This is a genomic window from Peribacillus sp. GL_122, assembly GCF_057835005.1.
In genome coordinates this window covers 5494181-5511265 of sequence record NZ_CM174415.1, presented here as the reverse complement: position 1 = coordinate 5511265, position 17085 = coordinate 5494181, and the positions used below count along the sequence as shown (strand labels likewise).

11 protein-coding genes and 1 pseudogene are annotated in these 17085 nt (G+C 40.8%); 7 read left to right on the top strand and 5 right to left on the bottom strand.

The features are described from left to right. Positions 1 to 107 precede the first annotated feature (107 nt). Both AC3ISB_RS26845 and AC3ISB_RS26840 read left to right on the top strand, forming a co-directional pair. A complete protein-coding gene (locus tag AC3ISB_RS26845; protein WP_489275073.1) occupies positions 108 to 281 on the top strand; it encodes a hypothetical protein in 174 nt (57 codons plus the stop codon). Between the two features lie 267 nt (positions 282 to 548). Next, entirely contained in the window at positions 549 to 965 is a 417-nt protein-coding gene (locus AC3ISB_RS26840) for a hypothetical protein (RefSeq protein ID WP_141992296.1), read from the top strand. Between the two features lie 127 nt (positions 966 to 1092). Here the strand turns inward: AC3ISB_RS26840 and AC3ISB_RS26835 are convergent, their stop codons facing one another. Further along, on the bottom strand, positions 1093 to 2538 hold the full coding sequence (locus AC3ISB_RS26835) for an aminotransferase-like domain-containing protein (protein WP_098371624.1): 1446 nt from the start codon (positions 2536 to 2538) through the stop codon (positions 1093 to 1095). Between the two features lie 122 nt (positions 2539 to 2660). On the opposite strand from AC3ISB_RS26835, the gene AC3ISB_RS26830 reads away from it, so the two are divergent. Beyond that, a complete protein-coding gene (locus tag AC3ISB_RS26830; RefSeq protein WP_430096322.1) occupies positions 2661 to 3269 on the top strand; it encodes a LysE/ArgO family amino acid transporter in 609 nt (202 codons plus the stop codon). Between the two features lie 169 nt (positions 3270 to 3438). Here AC3ISB_RS26830 and AC3ISB_RS26825 read toward each other — a convergent pair. The 3 genes and pseudogenes from AC3ISB_RS26825 to AC3ISB_RS26815 form a co-directional block, all read right to left on the bottom strand. After that, a pseudogene (locus AC3ISB_RS26825) lies at positions 3439 to 5571 on the bottom strand (DEAD/DEAH box helicase); the annotation flags it as partial. Positions 5572 to 6409: 838 nt separating this feature from the next. Then, complete coding sequence (locus tag AC3ISB_RS26820) at positions 6410 to 8035, bottom strand: hypothetical protein (protein ID WP_098371621.1); 1626 nt, start codon at positions 8033 to 8035, stop codon at positions 6410 to 6412. A gap of 637 nt (positions 8036 to 8672) precedes the next feature. Beyond that, positions 8673 to 9566 (bottom strand): helix-turn-helix domain-containing protein, encoded by an 894-nt coding sequence (locus AC3ISB_RS26815; RefSeq protein ID WP_098371620.1) that lies wholly within the window; start codon positions 9564 to 9566, stop codon positions 8673 to 8675. 547 nt (positions 9567 to 10113) lie between these two features. Here AC3ISB_RS26815 and AC3ISB_RS26810 point away from each other — a divergent pair. After that, complete coding sequence (locus AC3ISB_RS26810) at positions 10114 to 10428, top strand: hypothetical protein (RefSeq protein WP_098371619.1); 315 nt, start codon at positions 10114 to 10116, stop codon at positions 10426 to 10428. A gap of 28 nt (positions 10429 to 10456) precedes the next feature. Here AC3ISB_RS26810 and AC3ISB_RS26805 read toward each other — a convergent pair whose 3' ends face one another. Further along, positions 10457 to 10600, bottom strand: a complete 144-nt coding sequence (locus AC3ISB_RS26805; RefSeq protein WP_179086066.1) for a hypothetical protein — start codon at positions 10598 to 10600, stop codon at positions 10457 to 10459. 469 nt (positions 10601 to 11069) lie between these two features. Here AC3ISB_RS26805 and AC3ISB_RS26800 point away from each other — a divergent pair, with 469 nt between their 5' ends. The 3 genes from AC3ISB_RS26800 to AC3ISB_RS26790 all read left to right on the top strand — a co-directional run bounded on the left by AC3ISB_RS26800 (position 11070) and on the right by AC3ISB_RS26790 (position 17075). Continuing rightward, a complete protein-coding gene (locus AC3ISB_RS26800; protein WP_489275070.1) occupies positions 11070 to 12506 on the top strand; it encodes a hypothetical protein in 1437 nt (478 codons plus the stop codon). Between the two features lie 155 nt (positions 12507 to 12661). After that, entirely contained in the window at positions 12662 to 14668 is a 2007-nt protein-coding gene (locus tag AC3ISB_RS26795) for a penicillin-binding transpeptidase domain-containing protein (protein ID WP_489275068.1), read from the top strand. A 337-nt stretch (positions 14669 to 15005) separates the two neighbouring features. Continuing rightward, positions 15006 to 17075 (top strand): SpoIID/LytB domain-containing protein, encoded by a 2070-nt coding sequence (locus tag AC3ISB_RS26790; protein WP_489275067.1) that lies wholly within the window; start codon positions 15006 to 15008, stop codon positions 17073 to 17075. The last annotated feature ends 10 nt before the right edge of the window (positions 17076 to 17085 follow it).

Genomic DNA, 17085 nt, shown 5'->3' with positions numbered 1-17085 from the left:
GTTTTTTAAAGAATACTGTAGGGAAACTCACTTTTCTTCATACAAAATGGGGTTCGGAATGGACTACCCCGAACCATGATTATAAAAAGAAGACTTGGTTATCCTTCATGAATTTTTACCTTTTAATATGGAATGAAACCCTCATTAAATTGAAGAAATTTGCGACACTCCTGCCGAATAACTGGCTGGCTGAGACCCCACAGGCGCTTGCTTTGATGAGGCTTGTCAGACAGTCGGCGGAAAGGGAGCGGATTTCTGAAATAATCTGGAACGTTGTTTAAAGAAAAAAACTGTAGGCAAATTGGCTTTCTTCGAATTTGTCTACAGTATGGGCCCTCTTATCCAAGAGGGCTGTTTTTACGAAATAAGATTTCCGGATTATGGATTTGAAGTATGAATTCTTTCGTGATGTTTATGGATTAGTTTGCTGCGTTTTCACCGTGCAAATATGGAAATCTATTAGTGAGGAAGTATTTTCATTATCAGGCAGGTATATGGAATGGTATGAAAGAATTAGGTATAAAGAACCTGTTGAAAGGAGGGTATCTATGAGTTATAAGAAAAAATCCAGCAATAAAGTAGGTAGTCTTGGAATTACAGTGAAATTCGAAAGGAGAGGAAGCGACAGTTCATATCTTACAAAACCGAGTTTCTTTGATGCACTTCAGCACGTCCATTCCCCCTTTGAAAAGGATCCCCGCTCAGATTCACTCTATCAGGATTTTCCTCTATGTCAGGGGGTAACCCTTTCTTTTTTTGAAAGAGGTGCTAAAACATCAATTAATTATGACCCCCACCAAGAAAAAATCATCATTGAGGAAAATTCAGGGACATATCAGCCGAATAAGGGTGAGGCGCTTACTGCAATCCTCGATTATATCATGATCAATCATGGCCATCACCATTCTTTTTTCATCATCCAGCAAAAAGGGCGGAACGTAAAAATGAAAGCTGCTAATCCGTGATATCATCTTCTGGAACTGCAGGACATTGTAGGGTATGAGAACGTGCGAATAAGTTACTTTACTCAATAAGGATGGAGCTGCCACGGCAGCTCCTCGATATGATGAGCGTTTCCTATCCTTCAAAATGTCAAACCATCCGCCGAATGATCTTTGATAGGGTTTGGATGCCATAAGCTAATTGATCCTTCGAGGCGTATGAATATGAAAGCCGTATATGTGTATGGTTATTTGGTTCGTATATGTATCCCGGATTAAGAAGTATGTTCTCCTTTATCGCTTGCTTGAAAAGGTTTGGATTCACGATGGGTTTACATAATTTTAACCATATATAAAATCCGCCTTGAGGTATTTGCCATTCAGCCAGTTCCTTAAAATATTGATCGAGAAGGGTTAATGTAAAATCTCTGCGATCTATCAACTCATGCCTTAGCCACTCTAAATGCCTTGAATATTGACCATTTGCTAACCATTCTGCCACAAGGTGTTGGGAAAGTGCACTGGAACCGTAATCCATTTGCATTTTAATGTCCGCTAAACGTTCAATCACAGTTATCGGGCCAGCAATCCATCCGATACGCAATCCGGGGCTTAAAGTTTTGGACATACTGCCAATGTGCAATACAAGGCCATCTGCATCAAGAGATTTTAAAGGCGGCGGTGGTTCTTTTTCAAACCACAAATCACTATATACGTCATCTTCAATAATAGGAATCTGTTCTTTTTTGCAAAGTGATAGGAGGTTTAGTCTTTCTTCTTTTGTCCATGTAGTATTTGTTGGATTGTTAAACGTTGGAACAGTATAAAACAGTGACGCTTTTTTCCTTCCATTGATGCGCTTTATTTGTGTCGGAATACTTTCCCGGCCTTGTATTGATAAACCTAATAAGTGCATGCCCGCAGATTGAAAAGGGTGAACGGAATTTAAATAGGAAGGGGATTCATGTAAAATCAACGATCCCTTCTGAAGTAAACCAACTGAAATCAACTGGAGTGCCTGAAGCCCGCCAGAAACGACCATGAGGGAGCTGGGACTTGCGTTGATCCCTTTTGTTTCTAAATAAACACTTATACATTGGCGAAGTCTCTTATCACCCTTGGGCTCGGAATAACCTAATGAGTGGGCATCAAATGAAGTGGATCGCAACGTCTTTTCGATTTGTTTTGTAGGCAATAGAGCTGGAGATAGTTCGCCCGTGCCCAATCTGATGATGGCGGTGTCCGTTTCATACTGATTAATGTCCTGAATCGTTTTTAAATTAGGTTCATGAAGGCCATTCCGGACATAGTTTTTCCAGTCGGGCTGTTTGCTGGAGACGAGCACATTCCATGTATTATTTGAAACGAATGTGCCGGACCCAATCTTAGTTTCCAATAATCCATCTGCAATAAGCTCATCTATGGCTGTGATGAGGGTACTTCGGTTTACACCAAATGAGTCGGCCAATGAGCGTTGTGATGGAAGCTTAGTACCAACCGGCCATTCCCCTCGTGTAATTTGTTGTTTGACCCAATCTACTATTTGTTGGTGAAGTGATTGGTCGGAAGTCCGGGTTGGCCTCCATTCGATAAACATGCGAAAACCACTCCTTTCATGTTCTATATTCATTAAATTGGTTGGATTGAAAACCAACCAATTGGATGGTTAATTCCTTTGTTGTTTTCATTATACTGAATATGAAGGGAGGGGGTATTCGTATGGGGCCATTTTTTCATGGATTATTATTGGCATTAGGGCTGATACTTCCGTTGGGAGTGCAAAATGTATTCATTTTTAATCAAGGAGCAATCCAACCTACAATAAAAAGAGCATTGCCAGCAACGATCACAGCTGCAATTTGTGATACAGTGCTCATTCTGTTAGCTATTTTAGGTGTTTCGTTGGTTGTCATGCAATATGATTGGTTGCGCCTTACATTAATCATAATCGGAGTTATATTTTTATTGTATATGGGTTTTCAGATTTGGTTTGCCAAATCGAATTCACAGTCAGGTGCCCAATCCATGCAGATGTCGACCAAAAAGCAAATTGTGTTTACTCTATCAGTCTCATTACTGAATCCGCATGCAATCTTGGATACGATAGGTGTAATCGGTTCAAGCTCACTTGTTTATTCTGGGAAAGATAAAATGATATTCGCCATAACGTGCATCTTTGTGTCATGGTGCTGGTTCCATGGATTATGTCTTGCGGGGCGATTGCTGAAAAAGGTTGATACATCCGGGAAATTCCTTGGAATATTAAATAAAATTTCTGCAATCATCATTTGGATCACAGCTCTCTATATGGTGAAATCGCTTTTTTGAATCATATAAACGTATTCGAACAAGACCATGCCAGGTATTCAAGGGTTTAAAAGTTACAGACGCTTATGTATAAAAAAAGGGGAATGCATATCATATATGCATTCTCCCCTTTTTTTGTCCTGAGTAGCTAACAACCTGCCCTCATTCATCTTCATATCGTGAGAGCGGGTTATTGAAGAGCAACCAAGTCCTTGATTTCCTCTGTGGAAAGTTCGGTGATCCAGTTGTCACTGCTGATGATCTCGTCGTTCAGGGCTTGCTTTTTATCAAGCATCTGGTCGATTTTTTCTTCCAGGGTCCCTGTGCAGATTAGCTTATGAACGTGAACGAAACGCTGTTGTCCAATTCGGTAAGCACGGTCGGTGGCTTGATTTTCAACAGCCGGATTCCACCAGCGATCATAGTGAATCACGTGGTTTGCTTCTGTAAGATTAAGTCCAGTGCCGCCCGCTTTCAACGAGAGTATGAAGATGGGGAATTCCCCATCTTGGAATCGGGTGATCATTTCATCACGCTGCTTCTTGTTCGCACTCCCGTTCAGGAATGGCACTTCAAAGCCATATCGTTTTTCCATCAATTCTTTAATCATATTGCCCATCCCGATATATTGTGTGAAAATGAGACAGCTTTCATCCTGTTCGCGGACAGCATCGATAATCTCGGTCAGCTTCTCGAGTTTGCCTGATCGGTTAGGTGCCTTCATGATGTTTTCCTTCTCCGTCTCTTTTAAGTAAAGAGCTGGATGATTGCAAAGCTGCTTGAGCTTATTCAGCATCTGGAGGATGATGCCTTTTCTTTCAAAGGCAGACAGTTGTTCGATATCAGTGAATGTATCTTTTATCAGTTGTTCATATAACGATGCTTGCTCGGTGGTAAGCGGTACGAATTCCTTTTGTTCTTGCTTATCCGGAAGATTAAGAGCGACTTCTTTATCGCGTTTTGTACGGCGAAGCAAGAAGGGCTGAATCAAACGCTGCAATTCCTTGATTTTATCCTTCTGTTCATCACGCTCAATGGTCGCCACATATTTTTCCTGAAACTGACCTAGCGTTCCAAGATAACCTTTGTTGATGAAGTCGAAAATCGCCCACAGCTCACTTAAACGGTTTTCCATCGGCGTACCTGATAAGGCGATATGATGTCTGCCGTTTAGCTTGCGGACCGCTTTGGATTGCTTTGTTTGAGCATTCTTGATGTTTTGTGCTTCATCAAGGATAACGCTGCTCCAATGGATGGTGGTCAGTTCAGCCACATCTTGGTGGGTCAGTCCATATGATGTTAAGACAATATCATGATCGGCTGCCAGTTTAGTAAATGCTTCACCTTTAGCACGATTCGATCCGTAATGAAGGTGAACTTTAAGTGAAGGTGCGAATTTTTCCAATTCCTTTTGCCAGTTGCCCAGGACCGATGTCGGGCAGACGATGAGCGCCGATTGTACAGAGACGGATTCGGGGGTAGTGGCAATGATCTCAGCCTCATCACTGCTCTCTGTGCTACTATCCTCTTCGACAATGATCGGTTCACTTTTTTGTTTATCCCTGGTGGCAGTGGGGAGCTCTTTACTCACTCCTTCTTTGCCTTTCACATGAAGTAGGTAGGCAATCATCTGGACGGTTTTTCCAAGTCCCATATCGTCGGCTAGACAAGCACCAAAACCATGCTCCCTTAAAAAAAGGAGCCAGCTCATGCCCAGTTTTTGATAGGGGCGTAAATCACCTTGAAGTGCATTAGGGACGGGCAGGATGGAAATGTTTTTGGTTTCCCGGAGTCTTCCAACCATTTTACGGAGCTCCTGGTTCAATTCAAATTGAATCCGGAGCATTTCGTCGTTTTCAGAATCGTCATCGCCATCGCCATCTTCATTTATGCCATTCAACAGTTCCTGCTGCAGCAAGTCAGTCAATTGGATGCCTTTTTCATTAGCTGTTTCCATCAGCTCCTGAATTTGTTTAATGAAAGCTGGATCAAGCTTGACCCATTGGCCGCGGATGAAGACAAGCCGCCTTTTTTCATTGACGAGCTCCTCGAACTCCGCCTCGGTGAGCTCTTTGCCATTTAATGAGAAACGCCAATCGAAGTCCATTAAAGCTTTTAACCCGACATAAGACGGGCCGCGGTTCGATTGGCTCTTCACTTTCGCCTTGACCTTCAATGAAGACTCCTTCAAGGCAAGCCACCACGATGGAAGGAGAATTTCGACGCCAAGAAACAGGAGCTTTTCGCTTGCGTCGGTCAGAAACTCCCATGCATCCGTTTCCGAAATCTCCCTTTTCAGACGGCCATTCTCCCCAAGCCACGGCACGACGAGTTGCCAGCGTTTCGTAGCACGCACCACTTCACTTGCATACTTATTCCAGCCGCGCGGCAGTTTTTTTCCTGTATATGTTTCAAGGATATTCTCATCCCTTTTTGAACGAAGGGTAACATCGAGAATCCAAGGCCCATTGCCATCAGGAGGCTCAGTTAAACGGAGACCTATGGTGAATGGCTTTGGATCGGGCAGGGTACCGAGCCATTCCTGCCAGCTGTCTTTGTCAAAAAAGGCCTGCAATTCTTCGGGAGAAAGTCGTGTATCCTTTAATGCCCCGACGGCTTCACTCCATTTATGCTGCATGGGTGAATAGTTTTTTAAATACATATTAGCGGCACCGTTATACCACTTTTCGATAAAAGTACGGTTTGTTTCCAGTTCAGGTGAAGGGAGATCCAAAGATATTTCTTCTTCCCAAAAGGAAGGGACGAATTCCTCTTCCACTTCTTCCGGCAGCTTCCAGCCGATGGAGTCCAACTGAAGATTAGTGAAATCCGGTACGGGGATTCCGGCTTCAATGGATTCATGAAGAACGGGCGCTGCTGATAGGCAAAGGGAGGATAACTCGGACCATTCCCATTCTATGAAGGAGTTAAAGCTTTCCCTAGCAAAAAAGTTGAGAAGTCCCCAAGCGTCAAGAATGAATACTTGATTTCCATCCACTATATCCGTAGTCATTTTAGTACCATAAAAGCTTGCGTCATCCCAGTTGAATAACAGCCTGCGTATATGATTCGTAGTGAGGAAGGTATTCTCTTCATTGACGACACCAAGGGCGTAAGTTCCGTTTTCGAGAGCCGCTATTTTGATTTTTAATTTCCCTGGATTAAACATCGATAAGCTTACCCCTTTTTAGTTCTTCTTGGAAAGCGCGAAGCCGTTTGGTTGAATCTGCTACATAAAGTATATAACGATCGAATACGTCTTCCTTTTTGCTCTTTTTATAAATGGTGCGCATCCTTTTCAAATAACGGACAGCTTGCTTATAAGCAGGCCGGTTTTTCAAAGAAACTTTTTCCTGGACCGCATGATAATAAAGGGGCAGGATTAGTTCCGGTTCTTTTGAGACCACTTCTTTGATGGATTCACTGCTGATTAAGTCAATGCTGATTTCTGAGTAAATATGCATCTCCACCCATTTTTTATATTGTCCTTGTTCAAAAAGGAAATTTGCATAGTTCCAATAGCTGTGCGGAAGGGTGGCCCTGTAAAATTTCTCAAGCAAATCGGTCCGTTTTAATTTATAACAGCAACTGTTAATTAAAGTCGTGAACGTTCGGACGAAATCTACCCGTTTATAATAATCGGATAAACCGGCAAGGAATTCCTGGACATTATTATTGATGAATTCAATAAAAGGGATGGCGCGTGACCGGTTGTCAGATTCAGCCAGGAGATTCAGCCAATAAAAAATGTATGGACAGGCTTCCTTCTTCAATTCATGAAGAAACTCAATCGCTTGTTTATCATGGCTCTCCAAAAGGGATAGGTGAATGGCTGCGAGGGAATAGGACGTCCTCTCAGTGGTGCCAATATACTTGTCGGGAAGTTCTTTATTGATTCGTTCCAGTTCCTCTTTACGCCATGAGGAGTTGGAGAATAAGTAGCTCCATATCTCCCGGTAGAGGTCGATCTTTTCGTATTCCAGGCCTTCTCCTCCATCCAGTAGTTTAGCTACATCTTCCTTGATGCTGAAAACGAAGGGATCAAAGGCGAAGGGCCTCGCTTGCCTGCTAAGCGGCTGTACCGATTCATGCAGCTCTTCTGCCAGGTCGACGGCAAGTGCATAAAAGACCCTGATCGTTTGCGTCTCACTTTTATGCAGCTGAATCATTCTTAGTGTCTGCTGCATCGTGCAAAATTGCGTAACGAAATGATAAAGCAACTTCCATTCCCTTTCCATTGGAGCTTTTGAGCTAAGGCGTTTAAAGTAAGTTTGTATATGATTTTCAATCATATAAGTAGCCTCGCCTATATGGGGCTCGACATGTTCCGCAAAGGCATCATTGACGAATTGCTTCCATGATGGGTAGCTTTTATCTAAGATGATGGAATTCCCCGCCGCCTGTTTAAGTAATTCACTTGCCCGTTTGACTTGCTGCAGTGCTTGGGCAGTTGAGGTGTTTTTTGGTGCTTTCCATTCGCTCAGCCATTCGGAAACACTAGCGTGTTCAGAATATGCAGAAAAGAAAACGGCCATTTGATGCCGGCATATGAACCTTGAATCACATGTACAGCTTCCATCCTGAGGGAAGAGCAGATTCAGCCTGGCCCTAAAGCGTGTCCCATCCTGTACCTCAGCCGCAATCGTATCCACCGCTTCTTCTTTAATATCGACGAGCCCCTGCCGGTATAACTGGAGCCCTTGATTCACCACATCCGAATCTTCCGGATCCCCGGCCTCCAAAAATTCCGCCAGCCGCTCCCCAACTAACAACAACTCCCGCTCCATACTCTCCTCCTTCAGGGACAAGCCCTGTTTACCAAAATTTATATTTTTTGTATGATCATGAACCATCAGTTCTTTAACTTATCGTAATCCCGCCCCCGGTTATTCTTGGGCCGTGCATATATTACATCCCGAGATCGATTGCCGGGCTTTTTCCATGGGCGTTCTCATTACGTTCTAAGACATTTAATCGAACAAACCATCACTGCTTCTAGCCGTATATTCATAAAAACCCTGTAAAAGTCAATATCGTCAAAAATCCCCTTGAATATAAGCGGTTCGGATATAAACAGGAATAACTGGCATTAACGTTAACCATGCCTGAAATCCTTCATCCTCATCACGCTTCACAAAACTAAGTGATGAGGGGCTGGAACCTTTTATTAATGTGCGTTTTTTGAAGCATCTCTTTATTATACTTCATTTTGGCTTGGAATTTAAAATGTAGAATGGAGGTTTTGAAAATGATGCGTGTGAAATTATACATATTCCTGGTGAATGGCTCAGTTTGTAGGCAAATGGGGTTCTATATAAAAGTTAAAACAAAGTTGACTGGAGCGGGTGCCTGGAGGCAACGTTCAAATTGTACATTCCTTAAAAAATTGGAGCCATTCCCATGGGAATGGCCAAAAATATAGAATTAATTTATTTTCATTTCATTCTTCCAACTGTCTAACTTTTTGTTTATGAATGTAACAAAGGTATGATTCTTTTGTAAATTGAATAGAAACGCTGACTTTTCCAAGTACTCTTTTGCCTCTTCAAAGTTACCTATGAGTTCAAAATTGTAACCTAAATGGTAGTGTAAATCAGCTAAAGCATATAATTGATCATGTTCGAGGCACCACTTTATGGCATCTTGGCAGCAGGCAATGGACTCTTCATATCGGACCAGGCGTGTTAACACTCTGCCAAAATTATAGGATAGGCGTGTCTTTAGCGTTTTATCCGTCAAAAAGGGTAGGGCTTTCAAGTGATCTAAAGCTTTCCTTAACAAGGCGAATGCATTTTCGTACTGTTCTTCGGCAACATACATTACACCAAGGCTGCTTAAGATTTCAAGCTCCCGTTCCGAATATATTTTGTCGGTCGTATGAGTAATGGCGATGGCCTGATTAATGAATTCTATAGCTTTATCTAAATCTTTATTTTTTTCATATTCGTATATTCCCTTGTGCCAAAGAATCAATTGATGATTCTTTTTATTCTGAAGAAATAGGGGACTGTTTTCCTCAGCCTTTACAATTTGCTGCATTTCCTCATAATTTCGGGTTCTTCTGGCTATTTTTAATTGATAAATCACTTCTTCAACGTAATCCAGCCTAGGGGTCATTCCAATATCGAAAAAATAGTTCACATCAACGCCTAAACGTTGGGAAATTAAGTAGAGGGTGGATGCATATGGATAGACATCGCCTTTTTCAATCTTGCTGATCTGTGCTTGTGTACAAATACCGGATGCCAACTCTTCCTGGGAAAGCCCGATTTGTTTACGTAGCTCTTTGATCTTTTGTCCAACTGCAAAAAAATCCATTTTGATTCTCCTTAAAATATGCCTAGAGTTATATTTTGTCATGAAAAATCGGTGAAAGCGGTATGTACAGGTCCTGAACGGTTTAAATAGAATCTTTAGTCGAAATTTATGGTTTTAAGAAGTGTGGTTAAATATAACTATAGAATTATTTTCTATTTTAACCAATATTTTTTTAAAAGAAAAGGAGGAATGACCTATGAAAAAAAGTACTAAAGCATTAGTCGTATCTTTTCTTATCATCGCTGCTTTTGTTATTGTCCCAAGCGAATTACCAGGCCTTTACGCAGAACTTCCAGGTTTATATAAATAAGTACTGAAGCTTCCCTATCAATCATTCAAGCATCTTCATTAGAAGATGTTTTTTTATTATTATTAAATGATTATTCTTTTACGCATATTCCTGTAGTTATAATTATCTATGAATGGGGAGTGTAAAGTCCATTTGTTAGGTGCGGAAGAAACGTGAGCGTAGTTTGTAACGCCTATTTCCTTTTAATGATTTTGTTATAGTGTAAATAACAAAACGGAGAGAGGTGTAAGTTTAACGATGGATATTAATATGAAAGTTCAACCCTCTTTTTACGATGATGAATGTGCCATTGTGTTTTCTTTTTATTTTGATAAGGCAACTAGGAATATTGGTGAAGCTGTAGTGTACACATGCAAAAAATCAGATCAAAAAGAATACAGCCAAGATCATATAGATACAGATATACAAGAAAAAATCGCTTATATTAGAGAGTTTTCCATTGTAGATGAATATCAGGCAACCTCGATGAAGAAAATTAAACATTTTTTGAATGTAATCGGTATCAAGAAATGTGTAAAGCACAACCTTCAGGGAAATGAAATCGCATTTTAAACGATAAAAACTCATGACATCCAACCCGTCATGAGTTTTTACCATTTAAATGAGAGTTTTGAGCATTCATCTTCTTTTTGATGAAATCGCTCATTTGTTTCCGTTCACTTGGTTTAGCGTTATTTGTTCTTTCAAAAAATTTAAAGTGTTGTTTATTGCTATCGGATTTCATGATGTCTCTCCTTTGCTTTTTTTATTTACCCATTTCTCATTAGTTAAAACGTGATTTTCATGATAAAGGGAAAAAAATAATGAACAAAAAAATTTTCGTTATTATTCCTATAGTTATATTTTCTTCTGGTAATCACTGTATATAAGGATTAATTAGATAATAATGAGTGGTAATGCCTAAATATGGAGGAATTTCGTGTTTTATCATACTTTAAATAAATGCTAAAATGGTCCGAATATCGGATTTTTCATTAGAAACATCAGTTTCTAGTACCCTAAAGTGAAGAGGGTTGCAGAACTCTTTTCGATGGCCCCCGAGCACTTGCTTGGGGGATCTTTTTTTATATGGATAATTTGTCCACTTTATTTCTATAATATGTTTCGTTTTGTTTGTATATACATGGGTAAATATAAGAAACAGATGAATTAAACCTATGTTTATCGCTGGTTTAATCGGAGGAATATATTTTATGGTTGCGACAGTAAAGAATGATCCCACAAAGCGAACTTTCCAGCAGTACATTTTTCCATTTGCGCTTGAAGGAAATATGATTGAAAAGTTTGTGAAAAAGTTGTTTGAGGACAATTTCGTTTTTTTGAACTTGAAAGATATGGAACAACAAAATCAATTTTACGGTGGCCATAAAGTTTCTCACCGTAAATTGGAAAAGTATTTCATGCCATACATCGAACCGATTTTATTTCCGGGTAATGCAAAACAGAAGGAAGGCTTGCGGCGTTTCACGAAAAAACTGGATATTGATTGTACCTTCGAATCACCCTATCTAAATACCCCATTTATTATTAACTCTATAGATATCTTCATATGCCCATTTCATATTGGCATGATGAATCTTCGCATTACTTTGCCTGAAGGGCTTTCATATGATGATGTGCTCTATTTTGGCGATACATTCCGAATCCTCGAACCGATTGCTGATGATGAAGAAAAAACGAAAGTAAGCTGTCGTGAAAATCAATATGAACAGGTAAAGGATTTCATCTTCAATGAACTATTGCCGCCGATTGAGGAATATATGGATGAAGAACAAGCGAACCCGACTTATTTTGGCAGTTTGCCCTTCTTCATCGATGAAAGAATGTACGTGGTCAGCTATACTGCATTCCCTGAGAATCGTGATATCACTAAAAATGATTTATTCCGCATCAGTGAGCTGAACGGGTATGACAATGATGGTGAGCCATATATTGGCGCAATAAACCCCGATTATATAGAAAAGTATTATCAAGAAAGGGTATATGACAGGTGGGGCAAGGAAACCTATTATGTAACTAGCATGTATCATTTCGCTTGTGTCACGAAAGCGACAGGTAAATTGGAACAGGAACTGGCAAGTGAAATGTATGGCCAGCATTTTTATACAGTGTTGCTTTTCTTCTATTATAAAATCGTACTGCTTAAATTGGCTCATGAACATTCCCAGATAGATGTGGAAAAAGATCAATCGGATACGGAACAGTTGATTTTCATGATCACTCAGTTTTCTGCAAAGTACTTATTCACTGAAGTCAATAGTACGGCAATCGGTAAGGAGCTATTCAAAAAAACGGATGAAGCCTTCAGGATTTCCGCTCTCTACAGAGAAGTGAAGGAAACACTTTCCTACCTTTATCAAAATCAAGATAAACTGTCTGGGAAAAGCAGTAATTATCTCTTGCAAATATTAACGATTTATACGGTTGTTTCCGGGATATTCGGAATGAATCTATATATTGAAGATTGGAAAGGGAAATTGCCGTGGAAAGCGTACATGAATTACACCTTATACGAGTGGGTAGCTGTCATTGTTACGACTAGCGGTCTAATCATTTCGGGTATCTTGGGCTTTTTCTTCTTGAAAAAATGGCTGCAAGAGAAAAAAAGCCGAAAAAAAAGAATGCTTTAATATAAAAGTCTTGTACACTATGTACAGGACTTTTGTTTTAGAAAAAACATGGTCAATTAGAAAAATGAAGAAATTCGGCGTGCAAAATCCCCCATTCCCCTAATATTTTGCTAAACTATAGGTATATCATTCTAACTATTCATTAGGAGGAAATCATGAAGAAACTAGTTTTAGTTTCCAGCTTATTGTTGATGAGCGTATTGTTTCTGGCCGGATGCTCGGATGAGCCAAGTCCTGAAGATCGCTTTGCGGCATACACGAAGCTTTGGAATAAACAAGATTTTGCAAAAATGTACGAGTATCTGTCACCTGAGACAAAGAAAGAAATCAGTGCGGATGAATTTGCGAACCGTTATGAAAAAATCTATACGGGCATAGAAGCCGACCAATTAAAGGTGGACTATAAACAGCCTAAAGAAGAGAAAAATCATAAAGATGGAGAAAAGGTAAGCCTTTCATATACCGTTGACATGTCCACTATGGCTGGTGCTGTCAGCTCTGACCATAAAGCGACACTTGTCAAGGAAGGGGAAGGCGAGGAAGAAAATTGGTACATCAAGTGGGATGAAAGCTATATATTCCCACAATTGAAAGCTGGAGAGAAGGTATCGGTTGAATCGTATCCAGCCATTCGCGGTGAAATTGTCGATCGAAATGAACGCGGCCTTGCCATGAATGGAACGGTAGCAGAAGTGGGGATCGTGCCAGAGAAAATGGCCAACGACTCCGAAACGGTTAAAAAGGTCGCTGGAATCCTCAATATGTCCACCGACGAAGTGAATCAGAAATTAAAACAATCATGGGTAAAGCCAAGCTATTTCGTGCCCATCAAGAAAATGTCAAATGATAATGCCGCAACCTTGGAAAAGCTATTGAGCATTGCCGGTGTATCTGTCAATAATACGGAAGAGCGTATATATCCATATAAAGACGCTACTGCCCATCTAATTGGATATGTCGGTGAGGCATCGGCGGAAGATCTGGAGAAATTGAAAGGAAAAGGTTATACCGCAAGTGACGTTATTGGCAAGCGAGGTCTTGAGGAAGTGTTGGAAGCACGGCTTAAAGGTGAACCTGGCGGTAAAATCTTTATTAAAACCGAAGATGGTGAAGAAAAAGTGATTGCTGAAAAGCCTGCTGAAGAGGGAGAAACAATTACCTTGACCATCGACGCCGAGCTTCAAAAGGATATCTTCGAGCAATATAAGGACGAAACTGGATCGGCATCGGCAATTGATCCGATGACAGGCGAAACGCTTGCACTTGTTTCAAGTCCGTCATTCGATCCTAATAAATATATTTTCGGGATAACAAAAGCGGAACAAAAAGCGCTTGAAGAAGACCCGGAAAAACCACTTTTGAACCGCTTCAGTTCGACGTTTGCACCTGGATCAACCATTAAGGCCATCACTGCGGCAATCGCTTTGGAAAATGGTGTGGATCCGAAAGAGTCGATCAATATCCAAGGGAAAACGTGGGCCAAATCGACATGGAAAGATCATTCCATTACAAGGGTGTCGGACCCCGGTGTTCCAATCGATATGGAAAAGGCATTAATTTATTCAGACAATATTTACTTTGCCCAAAAAGCTTTGGGGCTTGGAAAGGAAAAATTCACAAATGGACTCAAGGCATTCGGATTTGATGAGTCTTTGAATTACGATTATCCAATCAAAGCATCGAGCATCGGTAAGATCGACAGTGAGGGACGCTTGGCAGATGCCGGATATGGTCAAGCTCAAGTCCAAATGAGCACGCTACATCTCGCCATGACCTATTCAGCCTTCTTGAATGAAGGAAACATCCTGACACCTTCGTTAATAACAGGAGATAAAACAGAAAAGAAAATATGGAAAGAAAATGCGATATCAGCAGACCAAGCAAATCAGATCACTAAGATGCTGACACAAGTGGTGGAACATCCTAAGGGAAGCGGACATGGAATAGATGATCTTGGCATCAAAATCGCTGCCAAAACGGGAACTGCCGAAATCAAGGCATCCAAAAATGCTGACGGAACAGAAAATGGCTGGTTTGTTGCCATGGACACAGAAGACCCGGAACTTCTCATGGCATGGATGATGGAAGATGTAAAAGGACGAGGCGGCAGCCATGTCGTTGTCGATCATATGAAACCGGTGTTGAAAAAGTATTTGAAGTAAAGAAAAAAGTCATCCATCAGAAATGGGTAAAAATGCAGCAAGCATTTACCATTAAAAAGCAGGACATGGTTTCTTACATGTCCTGCTTTTATTTTTTCACATGTTGAGGATTCCATTTTGTTAAGACAATAAAGCTGGAATTGAAGGATAATGAGTCGTACATACAGAATGTAAAAAGAGTACCTGCAAGTAAGCCCGCGATCCAGGTGGTCCTGAAATCATCAGGGGTTTCTGCAGCTGTGACATCTTCCAGGCCGTTATCCATGCCAATGGATTGAACAGGATTAATTCAAAATTCTTTGAAAGATAAATAGAATAGGAATGAGGATGAAAAGCAATGAGAAGTTTAAGGTATTTGTTTATCGCTTTCTTTATCATTTTTTTTGCATTTCCTTCTCATGAAACAACGGCAGCGGAAGAGAATACAACGATGGAAGTGAAACTGAAGAATTATTTGGGGAATAGAACCAGCGTCAAAATAAAGGCAACCGGGGACTACAGTACTTCAGAGGGAGAGATATTCATTAAGGCGGGGGAAAATCTGACTTTGAAAGTGGAGTCGGGTAAACTTGCCGTATACAAAGGTTTTAAGAAAACGGGATCTTATGCTTCCTTTAAGGTTATGCCAGTTAAACCTGATGCTTCATTGTCCATAAACGGCCGTCCGTATCTTGGCTCATTTTCATTTACAGCGGAGGACGGTTACATCCGGCCAATCAATCATGTTTACATGGAAGATTATCTAAAGGGCGTTGTCCCATTGGAGATGCCCGCTCTATGGCATGCCGAAGCCTTAAAGGCACAGGCGATTGCCGCCCGAACTTATGCACTTCGCCATCAATCCGCAATAATTGATGATACGGTTTCTTACCAAGTATATGGCGGGGCTGCCGGTCACTATCGAACTAATTCAGCCATTGAACAGACAAAGGGCATGGTAATCAAACATGATGGCGAAATAATCGAAGCGTTCTTTTCCTCAAGCAATGGAGGAATGACCGAATCGAATTCAAATGTTTGGACAAGTGGCAACCCCCTTGGATATTTATCTATAAAAGAAGATCTCTATGATTCGAAAACCAATTGGGAGATAATGCTGGACAAGCAGCAAATCGACCTGTCAAAAATGGATTTATCTAAACCGGAAGAATGGTGGGCAAGTGTAGAGGAAAAAGATAAAACGGTTGTGCCGAAGCTGAAGGTTTGGCTGAAGAATAATGGATATGCGAATAAAGATATTAAAATAACGGAGATTCCCTTGTTAACATTTACAGATGAAAAAACGGGAGGCCGTGTAACGAAAGGCTCCATCCAACTGAATTTCTATGTAAGAGATCTCGTTGATGACAGGGGTAAACTTTTGCAGCAAACGGTTAAGCTTACTAATGTAGCGGCTTCCAAAATCAGGGGCATGGTGGGGCAAGAGGTGATGAAAAGCTATTTGGTTGACCATTCATCTACCAATCCTTCCAAAATCTCTATTGAAGGATCAGGATATGGGCATGGTGTCGGACTAAGTCAGTTTGGAGCGAAAAACAGAGCGGAAGCAGGCCAATCATATCAAGAGATTTTGTGGTTTTATTATCCTGACACAACTATAGAAAAGGAATATGGACCAGGTGCTGGATCTAAAACGGAACCTGTCGTAAAGGCGGAACCGAATTCAGTAAACATGAAAGCGGAGACGGATCATTTAAATGATGAGGTTGGAATCACATACTCCCTAAAAGAAGATGCTGTGGTAACACTCACGATTAAAGATAGTAAAGGGAAAGCCTTAGCTACCCCAGTCCGTGATCAAACAATGAAAAAGGGTACCCATTCTGCAATCTGGAACACAAAAGCGGTAAGTAACGGTACATATGAAGCAGAAATATCAGCAATGGACCGAAGCGGGAATGAAGGTTTGGCCACAATGGCGATTAAGATCAGTAAAGATACGTCGGCACCGAAAATAACCGATGTCAATACATCGGGTGATTATAGTACCGAGAAAGCGAACATATCCTATACAATTAATGAAAACGCTAATGTAACAGTGGAAATTAAAAACAGTAAAGGTAAGGTTGTTGGCATCCTTTCTGAAAGGCAGTTCCATAAAGGCAGACAATCGGCAACCTGGGATTTCAAAAATATATCCAACGGGATGTATACGGTGACAATCTCCGCTAAGGATAAGAGTGACAATCAGAAATCCATTTCAACGAAAGTCTCCATTAGGAAGACCCCGGGAATAGTGACAGCAAGCGAATTATATATTAAAGAAAATAAAAATGCATCTTCTGAAACGGCCGGGAAACTATACAGGGACCAAGCCGTAACGATCCTGGCTCAACAAGATGAATGGTATAAAGTGAAAAAGGGAAGCCAAATTGGTTATGTATTAAAAAAACATGTAAAGAAATGAATGGGGAGGA